At 72.2% G+C, this 23,063-nt stretch carries 15 protein-coding genes; 9 read left to right on the top strand and 6 right to left on the bottom strand.

Features of this window, described 5'->3' with window-relative positions; translation table 11 throughout:
• Window positions 1-96 precede the first annotated feature (96 nt).
• Window positions 97-2,559: a SpoIIE family protein phosphatase gene (locus ACIRD7_RS02130; RefSeq protein ID WP_403448510.1), complete on the bottom strand. Its 2,463-nt coding sequence runs from the start codon at window positions 2,557-2,559 to the stop codon at window positions 97-99.
• Between the two features lie 229 nt (window positions 2,560-2,788).
• Here ACIRD7_RS02130 and ACIRD7_RS02125 point away from each other — a divergent pair, with 229 nt between their 5' ends.
• The 4 genes from ACIRD7_RS02125 to ACIRD7_RS02110 all read left to right on the top strand — a co-directional run bounded on the left by ACIRD7_RS02125 (window position 2,789) and on the right by ACIRD7_RS02110 (window position 9,653).
• Window positions 2,789-4,858, top strand: a complete 2,070-nt coding sequence (locus ACIRD7_RS02125; RefSeq protein WP_403448507.1) for a SpoIIE family protein phosphatase — start codon at window positions 2,789-2,791, stop codon at window positions 4,856-4,858.
• 54 nt (window positions 4,859-4,912) lie between these two features.
• Window positions 4,913-5,671 carry an IclR family transcriptional regulator gene (locus tag ACIRD7_RS02120; protein WP_403448504.1) on the top strand — a complete coding sequence of 253 codons (759 nt, stop codon included), beginning with the start codon at window positions 4,913-4,915 and terminating at the stop codon, window positions 5,669-5,671.
• Between the two features lie 106 nt (window positions 5,672-5,777).
• Entirely contained in the window at window positions 5,778-6,971 is a 1,194-nt protein-coding gene (locus ACIRD7_RS02115; RefSeq protein ID WP_403448501.1) for a PP2C family protein-serine/threonine phosphatase, read from the top strand.
• 9 nt (window positions 6,972-6,980) lie between these two features.
• A complete protein-coding gene (locus ACIRD7_RS02110) occupies window positions 6,981-9,653 on the top strand; it encodes a SpoIIE family protein phosphatase (protein ID WP_403448498.1) in 2,673 nt (890 codons plus the stop codon).
• 119 nt (window positions 9,654-9,772) lie between these two features.
• On the opposite strand, the gene ACIRD7_RS02105 is transcribed toward ACIRD7_RS02110, so the two are convergent.
• Complete coding sequence (locus ACIRD7_RS02105; RefSeq protein ID WP_403448495.1) at window positions 9,773-11,764, bottom strand: flavin monoamine oxidase family protein; 1,992 nt, start codon at window positions 11,762-11,764, stop codon at window positions 9,773-9,775.
• A 292-nt stretch (window positions 11,765-12,056) separates the two neighbouring features.
• Here ACIRD7_RS02105 and ACIRD7_RS02100 point away from each other — a divergent pair, with 292 nt between their 5' ends.
• The gene (locus tag ACIRD7_RS02100; RefSeq protein ID WP_403451612.1) at window positions 12,057-13,478 is read left to right on the top strand and encodes a family 43 glycosylhydrolase; all 1,422 of its coding nucleotides are present in this window, start codon (window positions 12,057-12,059) and stop codon (window positions 13,476-13,478) included.
• Between the two features lie 41 nt (window positions 13,479-13,519).
• Window positions 13,520-14,257 (top strand): polysaccharide deacetylase family protein, encoded by a 738-nt coding sequence (locus tag ACIRD7_RS02095; protein ID WP_403448492.1) that lies wholly within the window; start codon window positions 13,520-13,522, stop codon window positions 14,255-14,257.
• A gap of 75 nt (window positions 14,258-14,332) precedes the next feature.
• Here ACIRD7_RS02095 and ACIRD7_RS02090 read toward each other — a convergent pair whose 3' ends face one another.
• On the bottom strand, window positions 14,333-15,343 hold the full coding sequence (locus ACIRD7_RS02090; RefSeq protein WP_403448490.1) for a DUF2278 family protein: 1,011 nt from the start codon (window positions 15,341-15,343) through the stop codon (window positions 14,333-14,335).
• Between the two features lie 197 nt (window positions 15,344-15,540).
• Between ACIRD7_RS02090 and ACIRD7_RS02085 the strand changes: the two genes are divergently transcribed.
• Genes ACIRD7_RS02085 through ACIRD7_RS02075 form a run of 3 tightly spaced genes read left to right on the top strand, consistent with a single transcriptional unit; the run spans window position 15,541 to window position 17,903 of the window.
• The gene (locus ACIRD7_RS02085) at window positions 15,541-15,984 is read left to right on the top strand and encodes an SRPBCC family protein (protein ID WP_403448487.1); all 444 of its coding nucleotides are present in this window, start codon (window positions 15,541-15,543) and stop codon (window positions 15,982-15,984) included.
• Window positions 15,981-16,559 (top strand): class I SAM-dependent methyltransferase, encoded by a 579-nt coding sequence (locus ACIRD7_RS02080; protein ID WP_403448484.1) that lies wholly within the window; start codon window positions 15,981-15,983, stop codon window positions 16,557-16,559. The genes ACIRD7_RS02085 and ACIRD7_RS02080 overlap by 4 nt, the downstream gene beginning before the upstream one ends.
• A 33-nt stretch (window positions 16,560-16,592) precedes the next feature.
• Complete coding sequence (locus tag ACIRD7_RS02075) at window positions 16,593-17,903, top strand: lanthionine synthetase LanC family protein (RefSeq protein ID WP_403448482.1); 1,311 nt, start codon at window positions 16,593-16,595, stop codon at window positions 17,901-17,903.
• Here the strand turns inward: ACIRD7_RS02075 and ACIRD7_RS02070 are convergent.
• The 3 genes from ACIRD7_RS02070 to ACIRD7_RS02060 all read right to left on the bottom strand — a co-directional run bounded on the left by ACIRD7_RS02070 (window position 17,849) and on the right by ACIRD7_RS02060 (window position 23,062).
• Window positions 17,849-19,006, bottom strand: coding sequence for an XdhC family protein (locus ACIRD7_RS02070; protein ID WP_403448479.1), 1,158 nt, complete (start codon window positions 19,004-19,006; stop codon window positions 17,849-17,851). The two genes, ACIRD7_RS02075 and ACIRD7_RS02070, sit on opposite strands and share 55 nt — an antisense overlap.
• Before the next feature lie 49 nt (window positions 19,007-19,055).
• The gene (locus tag ACIRD7_RS02065) at window positions 19,056-20,513 is read right to left on the bottom strand and encodes an NCS2 family permease (protein WP_403448477.1); all 1,458 of its coding nucleotides are present in this window, start codon (window positions 20,511-20,513) and stop codon (window positions 19,056-19,058) included.
• 164 nt (window positions 20,514-20,677) lie between these two features.
• Entirely contained in the window at window positions 20,678-23,062 is a 2,385-nt protein-coding gene (locus ACIRD7_RS02060) for a xanthine dehydrogenase family protein molybdopterin-binding subunit (protein ID WP_403448475.1), read from the bottom strand.
• Window position 23,063 lies beyond the last annotated feature (1 nt).

Here is a 23,063-nt window from a genome sequence, read left to right as displayed (position 1 = left end):
GGTGTGCCGGGTCCGGATGTCCGGGCCCGGCACACCGCTGTCCGGAGGGGCGAGGGATGGCGACCGGCCCAGCCGCGGCTCGCCCCCACCCCGGGCCTACGGCATCTCCTGCTCGGCCCAGATGATCTTTCCCTCGGCGGTGTAGCGGGCGCCCCACCGGTGGGCGAGCTGGGCCACCAGGAACAGGCCGCGCCCGCCCTCGTCCGTGCTGCGGGCGTGGCGCAGGCGCGGGGCCGTGCTGCTGCCGTCGGCGACCTCGCAGGTCAGCCGGGAGTCGCGGAGCAGTCGTAGCCGGATGGGGGGTTCGGCATAGCGGATGGCGTTGGTGACCAGTTCGCTCACGATCAGCTCGGTCGTCATGGCCAGTTCGCCGTAGCCCCACGCCTCCACCTGCCGGGTCGCGCGGGCCCGTACGTCGGCGACGGCGGCCGGGTCCACGGGTACCTCCCACGACACGACGTGCTCGGCGCCGAGCGCGTGGGTGCGGGCGAGCAGCAGGGCGATGTCGTCGGACTGCGGGGTGGGCACCAGGTGCCGCACCGCCGACGAGCACAGGGTGTCGAGGTCGAGGTCCCGCCGGCACAGCAGCTCACCCAGCTGGGACATGCCGTGCTCCATGTCCCGGTCGGCCGCCTCGACGAGGCCGTCGGTGTACAGGCCGAGCAGGCTGTTCTCGGCGAGCTCGATCTCGGTGGCCTCGAACGCGATCCCGCCCAGTCCGAGCGGTGGCCCCGGCGGGGGTTCGGGAAAGGAGACCTGGCCGTCGGGGGTGACGACGACCGGGGGCGGATGTCCGGCGCGGGCCATCGTGCAGCGCCGGGTGACCGGGTCGTAGACGGCGTACAGGCAGGTCGCGCCGAGAAAGCCGGTAGTGCTGCGCTGGACGTCCTCGCCGCTCTGCTCCTCCTCGCTGAGCCGGAGCACCAGATCGTCGAGGTGGGCCAGCAGTTCGTCGGGCGGCATCTCCATGTCGGCCAGGGTCTGTACGGCCGTACGCAGCCGGCCCATGGCCGCGGCGGCGGTGATGCCGTGGCCGACCACGTCGCCGATGACCAGGCCCACCCGGGCGCCGGACAGCGGGATCACGTCGAACCAGTCGCCGCCGACGCCGCCGGACGGGTCGGCCGGCCGGTAGGAGGAGGCCGCCTCCAGTGCCGTACCGCCGGCCAGGGCCTGGGGCAGCAGGCTGCGCTGGAGGGTGACGGCCGCGGTGTGTTCCCGGGTGTAGCGGCGGGCGTTGTCGACGCAGAGGGCCGCGCGGGCCACCAGTTCCTGGGCGACCAGGACGTCGTCGGGCTGGAAGGAGACGGGGTTGAGCGACCGGATGAAGGTGGTGAGGCCGAGGGCGGTGTTGCGTGCGCGCATCGGCGCGGAGATCAGGGAGTGCAGGCCGAACTCGCGGATGCTGGCCGCGCGCGCGGGCTGTTCGGCGACCCACAGTTCGTCGGACGGGTCGAGGACCGGGATGAGGATCGGGTCGCCGCGGACGAGCAGCTGCGCGTCGTGCGGCGGGGGCACGAAGTCGACCAGTTCACCGACCCGCACCACGGCCTCCGGGCAGCCCTCGCGCACCGAGCTCAGGCCGGCCCGGCGCATCACGGGCTTGGCCGGAGCCGGGCCGGCGTCGGTCAGCCACGCCCCGTGGCCCTCGGTGCTGAGCACGGGCTCCAGCAGGTCCACGACGACGAAGTCCGCGAACCGGGGCACGGCGAAGTCGGCCAGCTCCTGGGCCGTCCACAGCACGTCCAGCGTCGTGCCGATGCGGGTGCCGGCCTCCCCCACCAGCGACAGCAGCTGGCGGGCGTTCCACCGCTCGGTGATGTCCGTGACCATGTAGCAGACGCCGGTCGGCACGTTGTCGGAGTCCATGAGGGGGAAGAACGACGTGGAGTAGGCGTGCCGGCGGCGGGGGTCGGCCCAGCTCCAGCCCACGTACTCGTAGTCGGTGACCGGGACGCCGGTGTCCAGGACCTTGCGCATCAGGCCCTCGATGGTGTCCGCCTGGAGTCCGGGCAGCAGTTCGCTCAGCCGGCGGCCGAGGCGCTGCTCGCGGGGCACTCCGCCGAAGCGTTCGAGGGTGTCGTTGAGCCACACGTAGCGCAGCTGGGTGTCCATCACGGCCATGCCGATCGGGGACCTGGTCAGGAAGCCGTCGAGCACGGACTGGCCCACGGTCCACTGCGGGCGCTGCTCGCGCGCGGAGATCAGGAAGCACTCGTCGTCGCCGATCCGGAAGGAGGCGGAGACGCGCAGGTCCGCGTCGACCCGGCGGCCGTCGCGGTGCCGCAGCGGAATGTGCCCGCTCCACCCCATGCCGCCCCGGCAGCGCTCGGCGACACCGGCGACCCGGACCGGGTCGCCGGGGATCGCCAGCAGCCGTGCGGCGGGGGTGCCGACGACGTCGGCGGCGGTTTGGCCGAGAAGCTCCTGCGCGGCCCGGGTCCAGCCGAGCACGACACCCCGTCCGGACACCACCGCCGCCGCGTCGGAGGACGCGTCGAAGAGCGCGCGCGGTCCTCCGGACGTGGGCGCGTCGGGCCTTCCTCGCGGAGCATCCATGGGTCCTCACGCAGCGTCCCTGGGGGTCCCGTCCTCTACAGAACCATGTTCCTGCTAGTCCGCCCGATGTGCACGGGCCGGGACCCCCGCCCCTTCCTTGCTCCCCCGCCGCCCTGACTGGGCAACCCGGGGCGCCGGGGGGAGCATGGAGGTGCCGAACGGCGTCGGTGTGGTACCCGGTGGTGGCCGGGGCCGGTCGGTGGGGCCGGCCGGTGGAGGTGGAGCTGGGATGACAGCAGCCGAGTCCTTCGAGCCCGACGACGGTGGGTACGGTGCGCAGCCGCCCCGCCCGACCGGGCTGCTCGACGTTCTGAGCGTGGCCGCGGTGGTCGTCGACGCCGCCGGGCGCGTGGTGTTCTGGACCCCGCAGGCCGAGGAGCTCTTCGGATACACCGCCGAGGAGGCGCTGGGGACGCCCGCAACCCGGCTGTTCATCCACCCCGAGCACATGCCGGCCGTGGTGCAGCTGTTCACGGAGGTGCTGGAGACCGGCCGCAGCTGGGCCGGCGCCTTCCCGGTGCGGCACAAGGACGGCAGCACCCGCATCACGGAGTTCCGCAACATGCGGCTCCTGGACGATCTCGGCGACGTCTACGCCCTGGGCATCGCCGCCGACCACTCCCTGCTCCAGCGGGTGGAGACCGACCTGGCACTGTGCGAACGGCTGATCAACCAGTCCCCGATCGGCCTCGCCCTCGTCGACCCCGACATGCGCTTTCTGCTGGTCAACCCGGCGCTGGAGCGCATCGACGGGACTCCGGCGGAGGAGCACGTGGGCCGCAGGCTGCGTGAGACCCTGCCGTTGCCCGACATCGACACGATCGAGTCCTGTCTGCGCCAGGTGCTCACCACCGGCACCCCGCTGCTGGACCAGTACCACGTGGGCCGCCCGCCGGCCGACCCCGACCACGAGCACGCCTGGTCGCTGTCCTTCTACCGGCTGGAGGACCCCGGCGGCCGGGTCCTGGGCTCGGCCATCTCGTTCGTCGACGTCACCGAACGGCACCGCGCGGCGGCCGAGGCCGACCGGGCCCGCCGGCGCCTGGCACTGATCGCCGACGCGTCCACCCGTGTCGGCACCAGCCTGGAGGTGGACCGCACCGCGCGCGAGCTGGCCGACGTCGCCACCCCGGAGCTGGCCGACGTGGTCGCCGTGGACGTACTGGACTCCGCGCTCGCGTGCCGCCGGATGCGCCGGCCGGACAACGGTCCGGAGCTGTTCCGCGCCCTCGCGTTGAAGGCGGCGTACCCGAGCGCGGCCCTGCGCGCCGCCGATCCGCCCGGTGACCTGGCCGCCTACGACGGCGACCGGCTGGTCACGCTGTGCGTGCACACGGGCCGGCCGATCCTCGTGCGGCACGTCGGCGAGGAGGATCTGCGGCGCATCGCCCGGGACGACGAGGCCACCGCCCTGCTGGCGCGCGCGGGCGTGCACTCGTATCTCGCCGTCCCGTTGATCGCGCACGGCGAGATCCTGGGCGCCCTGGACCTGAAGCGGACGCGCAACCCGCTGCCGTTCGACGAGGACGACGTCGTCCTGGCCAGTGAGCTGGCCAGCCGGGCCGCCGTGGCCATCGACAACGCCCGCTGGTTCCAGAGCGTGCGCAACACCGCTCTCACCCTGCAGCGCAGCCTGCTGCCCGATCATTCGCCGCACCACACCGGCCTGGAGCTCGCCTCCCGCTACCAGCCCGCGCAGGCCACCAGCGAGGTCGGCGGCGACTGGTACGACGTGATTCCGCTGGACGACGGCGAGACCGCCCTGGTCGTCGGCGACGTGATGGGCAACGGCATCGACGCCGCCGCCACCATGGGCCGGCTGCGCACCGCGACCTGCGCCTATGCCGACCTCAACCTCGATCCGGGCGCCGTGCTCCAGCACCTGGACAAGATCACCTGCGATCTGGAGCACTACATCGTCACCTGTCTCTACGCGGTGTTCGACCCGCGCACCGGGCAGTGCCACATCGCCAACGCGGGCCACATGCCGCCCGCGCTGGCCCGCCAGGGCCGGCCGCCGCAGCTGCTGGACCTGCCCGCCGGGGCCCCGCTGGGCGTGGGCGGCATCCCGTTCGAGACGACGACGGTCGACCTCGGCCCCGGCGATCTGCTGGTCCTCTACACCGACGGCCTCGTCGAGACCCGGCACCACCCCATCGACGACCGCCTGAACACCCTGCTCAGCTTCCTCGAAGAGCCCCGCAGGCCCCTGGAGGAGACCTGCGACCTGCTCCTGTACGGCCTGCGCCACCCCGACGACCACGACGACGTGGCCCTGCTCGTGGCCCGGGTGCTGTAGGGCGCGTACCGCACTCGCCTTGCCCGCGCGGCGCGTCCGGCGCAGTCTGTTCCTATGGGTGCTGACAACGGCCCTACGCTCATCGGCTCGGTGCAGCGCGCCTTCCGCCTGCTGGAGGCGATGAGCGCGCACGAGAACGGCGCGCCGGCCAAGCAACTCGCGCGGGAAACGGGCCTCCCCCTGGCCACGGCGTACCACCTGCTGCGCACGCTCGTCCACGACGGCTATGTGCGCAAGCTCGCCGACGGCGGGTTCATCCTCGGCGAGCGGCTGGAGACGCTGCACACCGCGGGCCGGGCGCAGGCGCTGCTCAGCCGGGTCCGGCCGACGCTCGCCGCACTGCGGGACGAGCTGTCGTCCGCCGCCTACCTCACCTTCTACGAGGAGGGCGAGATCCGGGTGGCCGAGATCGTCGACGGTCCGCGCGCGCCCCGGGTCGACCTGTGGGTGGGGTTCGAGGACGCCGGCCACGCCACGGCGCTGGGCAAGACCGTGCTGCGGGAGCTGGACGAGGAGGCGCGCAAGGACTACCTGTCCCGGCACTCGCTCGCCGACCTCACGCCGCGGACCATCACCGACACCCCTGAGCTGCTGCGGCGGATCGAGGCCGCGCCCATGGCCCCGGCGGTCACGGACATGGAGGAGTACGCGCTGGGCACGGTCTGTGTCGCCGTGCCCGTGTACAGCGGGACCACGCTCGGCTCGCTGGGCGTCTCGCTGCGGGCCGACCAGCGCTCCCGGCTGGAGGAGGTCAGGGCGCGGCTCCTGCCGACCGCGGGCCGTGTGACCAGGGGCCTGTCGCTCACTATCTGAAATCGCGGTCCTTGTCCCGACCCGGGTGGAACGCGTTTCCTGAATAAAGCAGACATTTCCACCCGGGCGCATGCCCCCACGCACAGGTGAGGACAGCGGACAAGCGATGAGTCAGGCCCCTGATCACGGACCCGACCACTGGCACCGGCGGCTGATCGTCGCCACGCCCGTACTGCTCATACTGACCGTCTCCGGTCTCGTGCTCGTCGATCTCGTCGGCGGGTCCGGATTGACCTGGGTACCTCTGCTCGCCACGGGGCCCGCGCTCGCCGCCACCACCAGCGGCCCGCGGGCCGTCCTGGGCGTGGGCCTGCTGGCCACCGTCCTCGGGGTGGGTCTCGGGCTGCGCGGCGGCGCTCCGGACGGCGAGCTGGCCATCGCGCTGGCCGCCCTGCTGGTCATCACCCTGGCGTGTGCGGTGACCAGCGCGCTGCGCGGGCGGCGCGAGCGGGTGCTGGCCGCCGTGCGCTCGGTCGCCGAGGCCGCCCAGCACGCGCTGCTGCAGCCGGTGCCGGCGACGGTCGGGCCGTTCCAGGTGGCCGTCCGCTACAGCGCCGCCGCCGCGGAGGCCCGGATCGGCGGCGATCTCTACGCCCTGGTGTCCACGCCGTACGGGGTCCGGCTGATCGTCGGCGATGTGCGGGGCAAGGGGCTGCCGGCGGTGGGGACCGCGGCGCTGGTGCTCGGCGTGTTCCGCGAGGCCGCCCATGACGAGCCCGATCTGCTCGAGGTCGTCGCGCGCATCGAGCGGAGCCTGGCGCGCAACCTCGGCGGCGACGACTTCGTCACCGCCGTCGTCGCCGGATATCCGCGCGACGGTCAGCTGGAGGTGGTCAACTGCGGTCACGCGTCGCCGCTGCTGGTGCGCGACCGCGTCGTCGTACCGGTGGAGCCGGACCGGCCCGCCCCGCCGCTCGGGCTGCGCGCCCTGTCCGGGGAGACCCCCGCGCTGCACGTGCTGCCCTTCACCGACGGGGACCAGCTGCTGCTGTACACCGACGGCGTCACCGAGGCCCGCAATCACCACCGGGAGTTCTACCCGCTCGCCGAGGGGCTGGAGCGGCACACCTGCGACTCCCCCACTGACACCGTCACCGCGCTGCACGGCGAGCTCCAGGCCCATGTGGGCGGCCGGCTCCACGACGACGCGGCCCTCCTGCTGCTGCGCATGCCGCCCCGGACCCGCGCATCCCTGGAAGGCGCCGGGAATCCCGCGACCGGCCACGCCGAACCCGCGATGGAACGACTGCCGGACCCGGGGCTTTCCTCCCGGCTCTCCCCGCGCGGCACCCCGTGCTAGAAATAGGGCATGGCCGGAATCCTCGGCCGCCTGCGCTCCCTGTTGAGCGCGCCTACCGTCGCCCGGCAGGTCTTCGTGCTCCAGGCGGCGATCGTCGTGCTCCTCGTCGTCGCCGCGGTGGTGGCCCTGGTGCTCCAGGTGCGCAACGACACCAGGCGGGAGGCCGGCAACCGCTCCCTCGCCGTCGCCGAGTCCTTCGCGCAGGCGCCGGGTGTCGTCGACGCGCTGGCGGCACCGGATCCGAGCGCGGTGCTCCAGCCCCGCGCCGAGGCCGCGCGCAAGGCCACCGGCGTGGACTTCATCGTCGTGATGACCAAGGACGGCATCCGCTACACCCACCCCAACCCCGACCGGATCGGCGGGCACTTCGTCGGCACCATCGCACCGGCGGCGGCGGGCGGGGTGGTCCGGGAGACGTACGACGGCACCCTGGGCCGGTCCGTGCGGGCCGTGGTCCCCGTGAACGACGAGCACGGCACGGTGGTGGGACTGGTGTCCGCCGGCGTGACGCTGGAGAGCGTGGGCGGGGTCGTGAACCACCAGCTGCCGTGGGTGTTCGGCGCGGCCGCAGCGGCGCTCGCCCTGGCCACGGGCGGCACCGCGCTGGTCAGCCGGCGGCTGCTGCGGCAGACGCACGGCCTGGAGCCCGCCGAGATGACGCGGATGTACGAGCATCACGACGCCGTCCTGCACTCCGTACGCGAAGGGGTGCTGATCCTGGACGACCGGGGCCGGCTGGCGCTGGCCAACGACGAGGCGCGCCGGCTGCTGGCGCTGTCGGCGGACGCGGAGGGGCGGCCCTGCGTGGCCCTGGGCATCGGCAGCGACCTGGCCCGGCTGTTCGCCTCGGGGCGGGACGCCACCGACGAGGTGCATCTGGCGCAGGGCCGGCTGCTGGCGGTCAGCCAGCGCTCCACCGACCGCGCCGGCGGGCCGCCCGGCAGTGTGGCGACGCTGCGGGACACCACCGAGCTGCGGACCATGACCGGCAGGGCGGACGTGGCGCGGGAGCGGCTGAAGCTGCTGTACGACGCCGGCCTGGAGATCGGCACCACTCTCGACGTCATGCGCACCTCGCAGGAGCTGGCCGACTTCGCGGTGCCGCGGTTCGCCGACTTCGTCTCCGTCGACCTGGCGGATCCGGTGCTGCGGGGCGAGGAGCCGAAGGTGGGGCGTGCCGACATGCGCCGGGTCGCCTTCCAGGGGGTGCGCGCGGGCAGCCCGCTCTATCCGGTCGGCAAGCTGATCAGCTTCGCTCCGGACACCCCGCAGGCCTTCGGCTTCGGCACGGGCGAGTCGGTGCTGGAGGCGGACCTGCCCGCCTTCTCCGGCTGGGAGCGGCAGGACGCCGAGAACGCCCGGAAGTTCGTCGCCTTCGGGCTCCACGCGATGCTCACCGTCCCGCTGCGCGCCCGCGGCGTCATCATGGGCATGGCCACCTTCTGGCGCGCCGAGCGGCCCGATCCGTTCGAGCCGGAGGACGTCTCCCTCGCCGAGGAGCTGGTCGCGCGGGCCGCCGTCAGCATCGACAACGCCCGCCGCTACACCCGCGAACACACCCTGTCGGTCACGCTCCAGCGCAGCCTGCTGCCCCGGGCGCTGCCCGAGCAGAGCGCCCTGGACGTCGCCTACCGCTATCTGCCGGCGCACGCCGCGCTCGGCGGCGTCGCCGGGGACTGGTTCGACGTCATCCCGCTGCCGGGCGCGCGGGTGGCACTGGTCGTCGGGGATGTCGTGGGGCACGGGCTGCACGCGGCGGCCACGATGGGACGGCTGCGTACGGCGGTCGACAACTTCTCCACCCTCGACCTCCCGCCCGACGAACTCCTCGGCCACCTGGACGAGCTGGTGGCCCGGATCGACCAGGACGAGGGCGACGACGAGGCGGCGCCGATCACCGGCGCGACCTGCCTGTACGCGGTGTACGACCCCTCGTCCGGACAGTGCGCCCTCGCCCGCGCCGGGCATCTCGAACCGGCGCTCGTGCACCCCGACGGCGGTGTCGAGTTCCTGACCGTGCCCGGCGGGGCGCCACTGGGCCTGGGCGGCAGCATGCCCTTCGAGGCGACCGAGCTGCGGCTGCCGGAGGGCAGCGCGCTGGTGCTGTACACGGACGGGCTGATCGAGGACCAGGGCAAGGACATCGACGAGGGTCTGGACCGGCTGCGCGGGGCGCTGGCCGCCGCGCCGCCCACCCACGGCCGGACGCCGGAGGAGACGTGCAAGGCGGTGCTGGAGTCCCTGCTGTCCGAACGGCCGCGGGACGACGTCGCCCTGGTCGTGGCCCGCACCAGGCTGCTGCCCGCCGACCGCGCCCGGTCCTGGGACGTCCCGGACGACCCCTCCGCCGTGGCCCGGGTCCGGGCGGCGGCCTCGCGGACGCTGGATGAATGGGGGCTGGCCGAGGAGGCGTTCACGACCGAGCTGATCCTCAGCGAGCTGGTCACCAACGCCCTGCGGTACGCCACCGGCCCGATCGGCGTCCGGCTGATCCGCGACGACGCCCTGATCTGCGAGGTCTCCGACGGCAGCAGCACCGCCCCGCACCTGCGCAGCGCGGCCACGACGGACGAGGGCGGCCGGGGGTTGTTCCTGGTGGCCCAGTTCGCCGAGCGGTGGGGCACGCGGTACACGGCGAACGGCAAGGTGATCTGGACGGAACAGCCACTGGCGGGCCCGTAGCGGGCGGCGACGACAGGAAGACCCGTACCCCCGCCTCCTGCCGGCCTCCGTACCGCGCCGGGGCTGGGATCCGGCCGACGCGGTACGGGCCAGGGCGGAGGCGGACGCCGCCTGAAGCGCTACTCGCCGTGCGCTTCCAGCGCCGCCCGCACCCCCGACTCGACGGCACCCTCGATCCAGGACGGCTTCACCGAGGTGTGGTCCCCGGCGAAGTGCAGCGGCCCCTCGGGGGTGCGGATGGCTTCCAGCAGCTCGGTGTGCTGGCCGGGCAGGAGCACGGACGCCTCGCCGTACGCGTACGGGTCGCGCAGCCAGCTCTGGGTGCGTCCGGCCCCGGTGTAGAAGACCTCGACGCGCTGGCCGTAGACCTGTTGCAGGCCTCGGAGCGCGTGCGGGTAACGGGCGTCCTCGTCGAGGGAGTCCCAGCGGGAGGCGTCGTCGGCCCAGCTGTAGGAGGCGAGGACGACACCGCCCTTGCTGCCCTCGACGGGGTGGGAGGGGTTGATCATGAAGCGGTTGGAGTTGTCCGAGACCGAGCCGCCGCCGACGATGTGGGCCGCCTCGGGCTGGTCGCGGGTGGCCCAGCGGTTGGCGGCGTAGTGCACGCGCTGCGCGTCGCTGATGTGGCCGTCCGGGACGGACGGGTGGGCGCCGAGCAGGCTGCCGTCGGCGGGTGCCTTGCCCTTGCGGTAGTCGTCGTAGAGCCCCGGGCGTACGGCGTCCAGCTCCCGCTTCCAGTCGGCCTCGGTGAACTCCCACCAGCGCAGGCCGAATTCGAGCAGCACCTTGGTCGCGCTGTCGTAGTGCAGCTCGGCCACCGCACGCCGCTTCTTGTACGACATCAGCGGGCTGACCTGCACCTGCCTCAGCCCCGAGAACGGCACCGTGACGATCGCGAGGTCGCCGGTGAACTCCTCGCGCACGACCTTGCCGTCGCGGCCCTCGGAGACGGTGTCGATCCAGACGTGCGGGCCGTCGGCGCGGACGTGGGAGGTGTCGTCGGCGCCGGGCCGGCCGGGGGCCCAGTACTCGACATGGGTCGCGCGCCGGTCGAGGCGCAGGACGTCGGCGACCTCCTTCAGCAGCGCGTCCGGGAGGGTCGCGGTGCCGCCCACCAGCTCCCAGAACTCGGTGTCGGGGCTGATCAGCGACTGGCTGATGAAGCTGTGCAGGAAGGAGAGCGGAAGGCGCGAGGTGAGGTTCTCCAGGGTGCCGATCAGGTCGACGGTCCGCTCGTCGAAGCCCGCCTCCTCGGTCAGGAAGCGGTACATCGACCAGTCGCCGTACCGCCGCAGCACCCGCGCCCAGCCCTCCACCCGCTCGGGCATCGGCTTGTCGACACGTTTGCCGTCCGGGCCGACGGTGCTGAACTCGTCGCGTACGGGGTCCAGGGCCCGGCGCAGGATGACCGAGGAGGGGGTGTCCCAGTGGGCGCGCGGGACGCCGAAGGAGCGGTTGATCCGGCGGGGCGCCCGCGCGTACTCGGAACGGCGTACGCGGACGCCGTTGACGTGCAGCCAGGCGTTGTTGACGGGCTTGCCGTCCGCGTCGACGTCGACGAGGTGGAACCGGCGGCGTTCGACGCCGAGTTGGTCGAGGAGGTGCATCACGAGCGGATGGCTGCCGGGGATGCGCATGGCGCCGGCCTCCGCGTACTGGGCCGGATCGGCGAACGCCTGGGCCGCCTGCTCGTGACCGCCGGTGCGGAAGGTCTTGATCCGGCCGCCGACGCGGTTGCCGTTGGCCTCGACCAGCGTGACGTGGTGCCCGGCCCGCTTCAGCAGCCAGGCGGCGACCAGTCCGGCGGGGCCGGCGCCGAGGACGAGGATCTTCTTGGCGGTCTTCGTCGTCGCGCGGGGCAGCCCGGAGCCGAGGATCTTCCGGTAGGCCGGGGCGAGCGGCCGGTCGTGGTCGTCGACCAGCAGCAGGGCCCGGGCGACGGCCAGGCAGGTGTCCCAGTCGGCGGTGGACCTGGGCCGCCCGGGGGCGGCGGGGGCGGCCGCGGCCGATGCGGGAGTCAGCGCGGCCAGTGCGGCCGTCGTGGCGGATGCGGTCGTGAACTGCCGCCGCGAGAGGGGAGTTGAGCCGGCAGGGGCACCAAGATTGTCCATGTGCCCTGGATACGGGGGCAGTTGGGCCGCCGTACGCCCAACCACGGGTTCATCACCTGAACGGGCAAGCGCACCATCGGGCCGGCGTGCCGCGCGTGCGTCCGCACGCGGGTTTGGCGGTCACGCGTGACGAAACCGTTGACGGCGCCATGACCCACTTTTATCTTCTGACCCGATCACGATCGGAATCGCGAACTTCGTTCGAAATCACGGACATGGCGCCTCGCCCCCACCACCTGATCGCCCGCACCGGAGGAGAACTCCTTTGAGACGCACAGCCGTACGGCTGCTCATGGCCGCCCTCGTCGCCCTGGCGGCCTGCCTCACCGGACCGGCTCCGGCCGCCCGGGCAGCCGTACCCGACTCGCCCGCCGTGACCTACACCAACCCGATCGCGGAGAAGCGGGCCGACCCGCACATCTTCAGACACACCGACGGCTACTACTACTTCACCGCGACCGTCCCCGAGTACGACCGCATCGTGCTGCGCCGGGCGACGACCATCCAGGGCCTGTCGACGGCCCAGGAGGTCACCATCTGGACCAAGCACACCAGCGGCGGGATGGGCGCGCACATCTGGGCGCCGGAGATCCACTTCATCGACGGCAAGTGGTACGTCTACTTCGCCGCCGGCGCCACCAACGACATCTGGGCGATACGGATGTACGTCCTGGAGGGCACCGGCGCCAACCCGCTCACCGCCACCTGGACGGAGAAGGGGCAGATCAAGACCCAGTGGGAGAGCTTCTCCCTGGACGCCACGACCTTCGTCGTGGGTGGCGTGCGCTATCTGGCCTGGGCCCAGCGCGACCCGTCCGTGAACAACAACACGGACATCTACCTCGCGAGGATGGCGAACCCCTGGACCATCACCGGCACTCCGGTGATGCTGTCGCGGCCCACCTACTCCTGGGAGACGGCCGGCTTCAAGGTCAACGAGGGGCCGGCGGTGATCCAGCACGGCGGCAAGGTCTTCATGTCGTACTCGGCGAGCGCCACCGACAGCAACTACTGCCTGGGGCTGCTGTCCGCCTCCGCGAGCGCCGACCTGCTCAACGCGGCTAACTGGAGCAAGAGTTCGTCGCCGGTCTTCACCAGCAACGCGAGCACCAGCCAGTACGGGCCGGGCCACAACTCCTTCACCGTCTCCGAGGACGGCAAGAGCGACATCCTCGTCTACCACGACCGCGGCTACAAGGACATCAGCGGCGACCCGCTGGGCGACCCCAACCGCCGCACCCGCGTCCAGAAGTTGTACTGGAAGGCCGACGGCACCCCGGACTTCGGCATCCCGGTGGCCGACGGCGTCACGCCGCAGCGCTTGTCGTCGTACAACTTCGCGGACCGGTTCGTCCGGCACTGGGAGTACCGCGCCCGCATCGAGGCCGGCGTCTCCCCGCTCGCGGACTCGCAGTTCCGCGCGGTCACGGGCCTGACCGGCAGCGGCACGGTCTCCCTGGAGTCAGCCAACTTCCCCGGCTACTACCTGCGGCACAGGAACTTCGAGGTGTGGCTGGAGAAGAACGACGGCACGGCGGGGTTCGCGTCCGACGCGAGCTTCCACCGGCGGGCCGGGCTGGCCGACTCGGCCGGGGTGTCGTACGAGTCGGTCAACTACGCCGGGCGGTACGTCCGGCACTACGACTACCTGCTGGTGGTCCAGACGCCGAGCACGGCGACGGACCGGGCGGACGCCACGTTCTACGCCCAGTAAGTCCGCAGGGACGAATAGGCCGGACGCAAAAGTGGGCCTGGTTGTGTGCCGTCGCCATCGCGGTGGCGGCCGCTTCCCTGGTGGCCTTCTCGCAGTACGTACGCCTGGAGACCACATCGCCCGGCGCCGCGCGGGACCAGTCCACCTCGGCCCGGACACGTGTCGAAGGCGTCGACTGCCGCAAGGCCAAGTGCATCGCGCTGACCTTCGACGCCGGGCCCGGCAAGCACTCCGCGCGGCTGCTCGACCTCCTGAAGGAGGAGAAGGTCCCCGCGACGTTCTTCCTGCTCGGCAAGCGGCACGTCGAGAAGTACCCGGAGCTGGTCGAGCGGATGGCCGACGAGGGTCACGAAGTGGCCAACCACACCTGGGACCACAAGAGACTCACGGAGCTGGAGCCCGACGAGATACGCGAGGAGATAGAGCGGCCCAACAAGGAGATAGAGCGCCTCATCGGGCGGCGCCCCACGCTGATGCGCCCGCCGCAGGGCCGGACGGACGACACCGTGCACGACATCTGCCGCGAGCTGGGGATGTCGGAGGTCCTGTGGACCGTGACGGCCAAGGACTACACGACCGACGACTCCGAGCTCATCCGGCAGCGCGTCCTCGATCAGGCCGACCGGGACGGGATCATCCTGCTGCACGACATCTACGACGGGACCGTGCCGGCGGTGCCCGGGATCATCGACGCGCTGAAGGAGCGGGGGTTCGTGTTCGTGACCGTGCCGCAGCTGCTCGCGCCGGGGAAGGCCGAGCCGGGGAAGGTGTACCGGTGACCCGGCTCACCGGGTGAGGCGAAGACGGTCCACCTGGCGTCCTCCCCCGGCCTCGAATGCCCGCCGTGTGCTCCGTCAGAAGACGACGGACCAGCCGTCCCGTCCGGCCTGCTCGGCGGTGTACGAGACGCCGTCCACCTTGAGCCCGGTGGCGTCGAGGAGGCTGATCTCGCCGCCGTGGTTGCCGAGTTGGGCGCCGCCCGCCAGGCCGACCGTGCGGACGGCGCCGGCCGCGAGGGGGCCCTGCGGTACGGCGGAGCGCCGGCCGAGCCGGTCCTGGAGCTGCCAGCCGGTCAGGTCGACGGGGTCGGGCGAGGCGTTGAGGAGGGTGACGGTCTCGGCCTCCGGGGCGGGGCCGCGCGGGTTGACCAGGGCGGCGATGATCCGGACGGGCCGGGTGCCGGGCTCCGGGCGCGAGGGGTCGACGCCCTCGACGGCGTGCCCGGTGACGTCGTCCGTGTGCCAGGACTGGCTCTGGAAGGCGAGGAAGATGCCCACCCAGCGGGACCGCGCCGGGAAGTGGATGAGCAGTCCGCCGTCCTGCCAGACGCCGTCGTCACCACGGAAGCGGCCGCTGTTGCCCTGGTTCATGTGGATGTCGTGGACGCCGTTGCCGGGCAGGAAGCCGAAGATCTTGTCCTTGACCCGTACCTCGGGCCCCCAGCGCTCGCCGAACAGATACACGCGGGCGTCCCTGTCGGCGACGGCGCGGCGCACGGAATGGTCGAGGAGGTCGGCGAGGTCGTTGTCGGGGCCTTCGAGGTCCGGGGGCAGCTTGCGCATCAGGGCCGGGTCGAAGAGGTTGCCGCGCACGAAGTCGAGGTTCGGGCCGCCGGGGCCGGGCGGCAGGGAGTTCCAGCCGCTCGCCAGACCCTCCAGCCGGGCCGTGATCGGGTGCCGGAAGTCCTCGCTGACGAAGTAGAGCAGCTCGGAGGGCTGCTGCGCCGACAGCACGTTGACGGCGGCGCGATAGTGGACGCCGGCCTCGTCGGTGACATGGATCTGGTAGTGCGGCGAGTCGCTGCCGCCCTCACGCCGGGTGTCGACGGCCCGTCCGATCAGGACGCCGTAGGTCTTCAGTGGCATGACGATCAACTCCCCCTGGAGGTGGGCGGATTGCCCGCTCTTGTGAGGAAGGGTAGGGGCTGGGCGCGACGGCCGAAGGGGAGTTCACCTCACGTACGTCTGCGCGCCGACCGGGGGCTGGACCGACTGCACGACCCGTCTACGTCCGCGCCCTGACCAGCCCGGATTCCACAGGGGCGGACCGTAGGATCACCTCCGTGGCGAACTTCCTCCTCGAACGCACGGTTCCGCTCCCCCTCCCGGAGGCATGGCGCCGCCTGACGCAGTGGCCCCGCCACGCCGACGCGGTCCCCCTGACCCGCGTCCGGATCACCACCCCCGAACCGACCCACGAGGGCACCCTCTTCGTCGCCCGCTCCGGCATCGGCCCGCTCTCCTTCGACGACCCGATGGAGGTGACGGTCTGGCAGCCACCGGGGGACGGCGAGACGCCGGGTCTGTGCCGGCTGGAGAAGCGGGGCAGGGTGATGACGGGGTGGGCCGAGATCGAGGTGCGGCCGGGGTCGGGAGGACGGGCCCGGGTGGTGTGGCGGGAGGAGATCCGGGTGCGGTTCGTGCCGGAGAGCTTGGACCGGGTGGTGGAGCGGGTGGCCCGGTATGTGTTCGGGCGCGCGTTGAACCGGTTGCTGAGGCGGGCGTGAGGTCCGTCGAACGAGCGGACTGGGACGACCACTTCGCGCGGGGCCGTGGCTTTCGGGGCGTGCGGGAGCAGGAACTGCGGCTGCTCGGTGACGCGGTACGTCCGCGCGACGGCGCCCGGGCCCTGGACATCGGCTGCGGGCTGGGGACCTACGCCGCGGCTCTCGCCGGCCTCGGCTACGACACCCTCGCCGTCGACTGGTCGGACGCGGCGGTGGCGGCTACCCGGGACCGCTACACGGATCTGGAGCCTCGACTGCGGGTCGGCCGCCTGGACTTCGAGGACGCCGACCAGGCCGCCGCGCGCCTGCCCCGGGCCGGCTTCGACCTCGTGACGATGCGGCTGGTCCTGGCCTTCATGGCCGACAAGCGGGCCGCCGGCGACCGGGTGCGGGAGCTGCTGGCGCCGGGCGGGGCATGGGTGGTGACGACGCCCCTCGCCGAACGGCTGCCACCGGAGCGCCGGTTCATCGGGATGACCGCCGAGGAGGTGGCCGTCGTGACGGAGGGGTGGCGGCGCGGGGAGTGGCACGACCTCGACGGGGGCGGCGTCCGGTGTTTCGTGCTCCGCGGGTGAGGCCCGGGAATCGATCATGACAGAGTGGGCGGCATGACGGAGACCGAGCCGAGGGTACTGCCGGGCGACATCGAGGATCTGGCCGTGGACGGGCTGCGGTGGCTGATGGCCGCCGCGCGGGACACCGGGCAGGCCGGTGGACTCGCCTGGCCCGTCAAGCCCTCCGACGGCGAGATCGACAACATGCTCTACAACGGCACCGCAGGCGTCGTCCCCGTCCTCCTCGAAGCCTGGCGGCACTTCGGCGACGACTCCTACGCCGACGCCGCCCTGCGCGCGGCCCGCACGCTCGCGGCGTCCGTCGAGGGCCGGCAGGACGACTCCCTCTACTTCGGCCGCACCGGAATCGCCCTCGCGCTGCGTGCTGTCCACGACGCCCTCGGCGACCAGGCCGCCGCTGCCGCCGCCGACCGGGCCTTCGAGCTGGTGCGGGCCGGCTTCGACGGGGAACGGTGGGGCGACCTGTACGAGTTGATGGGCGGCAACGCCGGTATCGGTCTCGGCGCGCTGCTCGCCGGAGCGGAGGACCTCGCCGTACAGGCGGTGGAGCCGTACGCCCGCACCGCCGAGCCGACCGCGCACGGTGTCCAGTGGCCGCACCGGCCGGGCGTTCAGGGCCGTATGCACCACATCTCGCACGGCACCCTCGGCATCGTGTACGGGCTGGCCGCGGTCGGCCGTGCCGCGGGCCGCACCGACCTGGTCGAACTGGCTCTGGCCGGGGCCGCGGACGTCGTGTCCCGCGACGAGGGCGGGCCCGACGGATTCCTCGTGCCGCACTCCGAGCCCAAGTACGGCGGCGAAAGGACCGCACGTCACAACTACGGCTGGTGCCACGGCCCCACCGGCGACGCCCAGGTCTTCCGTCTGCTGCGGGACGTGACCGCGGACCCCGCCTGGCCGGCCCTCGCCGACCGCTGCTGGCGCACCGTCACGCACTCGGGTCTGCCGAACCGACTGCGCCCGGGCTTCTGGGACAACAACGGCCGCTGCTGCGGTACGGCCGGTGTCCTGGCCCTCGCCTGCGACCGGATCGCCGAGCAGGGTGACGGCCACGACTTCGCCCAGGTCCTCGCCGCCGACCTCGCCGCCCACGCCGTCCGGGACACGGACGGCGCCCGCTGGTCCAACGTCGAGCACCGGGCCACGCCGAGCGAGCTGGAACCGCAGACCGGCTGGGCGATGGGCAACGCCGGCATCGTGCGGGAGCTGTTGCGCTTCGTCCGGCTCGGCAGGGGCGGCGACCCCGGCTACGCCTTCGCCTGGCCGGACCAGCCGGCACCGCGCGCTCAGGCCACCGACCCGATCCGCCCCGCCGCACCGGTCGCGGACGCCGTGTCGTGATGGATCGGCGTGTGCGCGCCGGTCAGTGAGACGCCGCTGCCGCCGCGCCGGGCCGCGACGATCTCCGAGGCGATCGACAGGGCCGTCTCCTCGGGCGTACGGGCGCCCAGGTCCAGGCCGATCGGCGAGCGCAGCCGCGCCAGTTCCAGCTCGGTCACGCCCACGTCCCTCAGCCGCTCGTTGCGGTCGAGGTGCGTGCGGCGGGAGCCCATCGCGCCCACGTACGCCACCGGCAGCCGCAGCGCCAGTCGCAGCAGCGGCACGTCGAACTTGGCGTCGTGGGTGAGGACGCACAGGACGGTCCTGCCGTCCACGTCGGTGCGTTCCAGGTACTTGTGCGGCCACTCCACGACGATCTCGTCGGCCTCCGGGAAGCGGGCCTTCGTCGCGAAGACCGGGCGGGCATCGCACACGGTCACGTGGTAGTTCAGGAACTTGCCGATCCGCACCAGGGCCGACGCGAAGTCGATGGCGCCGAAGACGATCATCCGGGGCGGCGGGACCGAGGACTCGACCAGCACCGTGAGCGGGGCGCCGCAGCGCGAGCCCTGTTCGCCGATCTCCAGGGTGCCGGTGCGGCCGGCGTCCAGGAACGCGCCCGACTCCGCCGCGACCGTGCGGTCGAGTTCGGGGTGGGCGCCGAAGCCGCCGTCGTACGTGCCGTCGGGGCGGACCAGCAGCGCGCGGCCCATGAGGTCGGAGGGGCCCGACACGATCCGGGCCACCGCCGCCGCCTCCCGGCTCGCGGCCGCCCGCAGCGCGGACGCGAGCACGGGGCGGGCGGGGTCGGCGGCACGTACCGGAGTGACGAGGATGTCGATGACGCCCCCGCACGTCAGGCCGACCGCGAAGGCGTCCTCGTCGCTGTACCCGAAGCGCTCCAGGACCGTCTCGCCGTCCCGCAGGGCCTGTTGGCACAGCTCGTACACCGCGCCCTCCACACATCCGCCGGAGACCGACCCGATCGCCGTACCGTCGGCGTCCACCGCGAGCGCGGCGCCGGGCTGGCGGGGTGCGCTGCCGCCGACGGCCACCACGGTGGCCACGGCGAAGTCGCGTCCCTGCTCGACCCACCGGTGCAGCTCTTCGGCGATGTCCAGCATCTGTCGGTCTCCTTAGCAGCGGTTGTGCGGAGGGCGGTCCCAGCAATTGCTAGTGGACGCCCATCCAGCTCTCAATGGGATTGAGGGCGAAATAGACCAGGAAGATGCCTGTCAGGGCCCACATGAACGCCCCGATCTCCCGTGCCTTGCCCTGAGCGGCCTTGATGGCGACGTACGAGATGACACCGGCCGCCACCCCCGCGGTGATCGAGTACGTGAACGGCATGATCACGACGGTGAGGAACACCGGGATCGCGGTGGCCCGGTCGGCCCAGTCAACGTGCCGCGCGTTCATCATCATCATGGCGCCGATGACCACCAGGGCCGCCGCCGCGACCTCGCCCGGCACGATCGCCGTCAGCGGGGTGAAGAAGAGGCAGGCCGCGAAGAACAGGCCGGTGACGACCGAGGAGAGACCGGTACGGGCCCCCTCGCCGACGCCGGTGGCCGACTCGACGAACACGGTCTGGCCGGAGGCGCCGGCCACACCGCCGATCGCGCCGCCCGCGCCGTCGATGAACAGCGCCTTGGACAGACCCGGCATCCGGCCCTTGTCGTCGGCGAGCTTGGCCTCGGTGCCGACGCCGATGATGGTGGCCATCGCGTCGAAGAAGCCGGCGAGGACCAGGGTGAAGACGATCATGCCGACCGTCATCGCGCCGACCTCGCCCCAGCCGCCGAACTCGACGTTCCCGAAGATCGAGAAGTCGGGCATGGACACCGCGCTGCCGTGCAGTTCGGGAGCGCCGCTGGCCCACTGCTTGGGGTCGATGACGCCGAAGGCGTTGAGGACGACGGCGAGCACGGTGCCGCCGACGATGCCGATCAGGATCGCGCCGGGGATGCCGCGCGCCTGGAGCATGAAGATCGCGAGGAGGGTGACCGCGAAGAGCAGGACGGGCCAGCCGGCCAGTTCGCCGGCCGGGCCGAGGGTGACCGGGGTCGCCTCGCCCTGGTGCACGAAACCGGCCTTGTAGAAGCCGATCAGGGCGACGAACAGGCCGATGCCCATGGTGATCGCGTGCTTCAGCGCGAGCGGGATCGCGTTCATGATCATCTCACGCAGGCCGGTGACGACCAGCAGCATGATGACGACGCCGTACATCACACACATGCCCATGGCCTGCGGCCAGGTCATCTGCGGGGCGACCTGCGAGGCGAGGACGCCGGAGACGGACAGGCCCGCGGCGAGGGCGAGCGGCACCTTGCCGAAGAAGCCCATCAGCAGTGTGGTGAGGGCCGCCGCGAACGCGGTCGCGGTGATGAGGGCCTTCTGGGCGAGGGTGTCCCCCGCCGCGTCCTTGCCGGACAGGATCAAAGGGTTGAGCAGGAGGATGTACGCCATCGCCATGAAGGTGGTGACGCCGCCGCGCACCTCGCGCGCGACCGTGGATTCTCTCTTGGTTATGTGAAAGTACCGGTCGAGCCAGGACCTGCCGGCCGGGACGCGGGTGCCTTCTCCCGCGTCTTCGGCTGTGGTCGCCGGCTCCAGTGACTGCTGGGTCATGTGGGCCTACTCCCAAGGTTCAAAGGGGCACCCGCGCATTGCCTTCGGCGATTGGCGGGGTTTGGGGAGGTGCACGACCCGGGGGACGGCCCGAGACGAACAGTTGGGGCCTGGGGGGACTTCGTCCCCCCAGGACAGAATTGACCGGTTCAACGCCCGGAGGGCTACGTGCCGGTGAGGTGTTCCGGCCGTACCGGCGTGCGGTTGAGCTCCAGCCCGGTCGCGCTCCGGATCGCCGCGAGGACGGCCGGGGTCGACGACAGGGTGGGTGCCTCGCCGATGCCGCGCAGCCCGTACGGGGCGTGGTCGTCGGCGAGTTCGAGCACATCGACGGGGATGGTCGGCGTGTCGAGGATCGTGGGGATGAGGTAGTCCGTGAAGGAGGGGTTCCGGACCTTCGCCGTCTTGGGATCGACGATGATCTCCTCCATCACCGCCACGCCCAGCCCCTGGGTGGTGCCGCCCTGGATCTGGCCGATGACGGACAGCGGGTTGAGCGCCTTGCCGACGTCCTGGGCGCAGGCCAGCTCGATCACCTTCACCAGGCCGAGCTCGGTGTCGACCTCGACGACGGCGCGGTGAGCGGCGAAGGAGTACTGGACGTGGCCGAACCCCTGCCCGGTACGCAGGTCGAAGGCCTCGGTCGGACGGTGCCGCCACTCGGCCTCGACCTCGACGACCTCGCCCTCCAGGACGTCCACCAGGTCGGCGAGGACCTCGCCGCCGTCGGTGACGACCTTGCCGCCCTCCAGGAGGAGTTCGGCGGTGGCCCAGGCGGGGTGGTAGGAGCCGAACTTGCGCCGCCCGATCTCCAGGACCTTCTCGCGGACGAGCTCGCAGGAGTTCTTCACCGCACCACCGGTGACGTACGTCTGACGCGACGCGGACGTCGAGCCGGCGCTGCCCACCTGGGTATCCGCGGGGTGGATCGTCACCTGGGTGACGCCCAGCTCGGTGCGGGCGATCTGCGCGTGGACGGTGACGCCGCCCTGGCCGACCTCCGCCATGGCGGTGTGGACGGTGGCGACGGGCTCGCCGCCGACGACCTCCATGCGCACCTTGGCGGTGGAGTAGTCGTCGAAGCCCTCGGAGAAGCCGACGTTCTTGATGCCGACCGCGTAGCCGACACCGCGTACGACGCCTTCACCGTGGGTGGTGTTGGACAGACCGCCCGGCAGCTGCCGTACGTCCGCGCCCTCGCTGGACTCCCACTGGCGCTCCGGCGGCAGGGGCATCGCCTTGACGCGGCGCAGGAGTTCGGCGACCGGGGCCGGCGAGTCGACCGGCTGGCCCGTCGGCATGATCGTGCCCTGCTCCATGGCGTTGAGCTGCCGCAGCGCCACCGGGTCCATGCCCAGCTTCTCGGCGAGCTTGTCCATCTGCGCCTCGTAGGCGAAGCAGGCCTGGACCGCGCCGAAGCCGCGCATGGCGCCGCAGGGCGGGTTGTTGGTGTAAAGGGCGATGGCCTCGATGTCGACATCGTCGACCACGTACGGGCCGATGCTGAGCGAGGAGGCGTTGCCGACGACCGCCGGGGAGGCGGAGGCGTACGCGCCGCCGTCCAGCACGATCCGGCACTTCACGTGGGTGAGCTTGCCGTCCTTCGTGGCGCCGTGCTCGTAGTACAGCTTGGCCGGGTGGCGGTGGACGTGTCCGAAGAAGGACTCGAAGCGGTTGTAGACGATCTTGACCGGTTTGCCGGTGCGCATCGCCAGCAGGCATGCGTGGATCTGCATCGACAGGTCCTCGCGGCCGCCGAAGGCACCGCCGACGCCGGACAGCGTCATCCGCACCTTGCTCTCGGGCAGTCCGAGGACCGGGGCGATCTGGCGCAGGTCGGAGTGCAGCCACTGGGTGGCGATGTAGAGGTGGACGCCGCCGTCCTCGTCCGGCACGGCGAGACCCGACTCGGGGCCGAGGAAGGCCTGGTCCTGCATGCCGAAGGTGTACTCGCCCTTGACGATCACGTCGGCGCGCTTGGCGGCCTCCGCGGCGTCACCGCGGAGGATCGGCTGGCGGTGCACGATGTTGGGGTGCGGGACGTGGCCGGAGTGGTGGTCGTCGCGGCCCTCGTGGATGAGGATCGCGTCCGGGGCGGTCGCGGAGGCCTCGTCGGTGATGACGGGCAGCTCGCGGTACTCGACCTTGATCTTCGCCGCGGCCCGGCGTGCGGTCTCCGGGTGGTCGGCGGCGACGATGGCGACCGGCTCGCCGTGGTGGCGGACCTTGCCGTGCGCGAGGACCGGGGTGTCCTGGATCTCCAGGCCGTAGTTCTTCACGTCGGTCGGCAGGTCGTCGTACGTCATGACGGCGTAGACGCCCGCCGTCGCGAGGGCCTCACTGGTGTCGATGGACACGATCTCGGCGTGCGCGACGGTGGACCGGAGGATCTGGCCCCAGAGCATGTCCTCGTGCCACATGTCGGACGAGTACGCGAACTCGCCGGTGACCTTGAGGGTGCCGTCCGGGCGGAGCGTGGACTCGCCGATGCCGCCCTTGGTCTTCGACCCCTGGGTGATCTTCGTGGGAGTGCCGTTAGGAGTGGACACG

Origin of the sequence: Streptomyces sp. NPDC093568, from assembly GCF_044764945.1 — a bacterium.
Lineage (GTDB): Bacteria > Actinomycetota > Actinomycetes > Streptomycetales > Streptomycetaceae > Streptomyces.
Note: the sequence above shows the minus strand (reverse complement) of the source record. Positions and strands in the feature narration are given on the sequence as shown.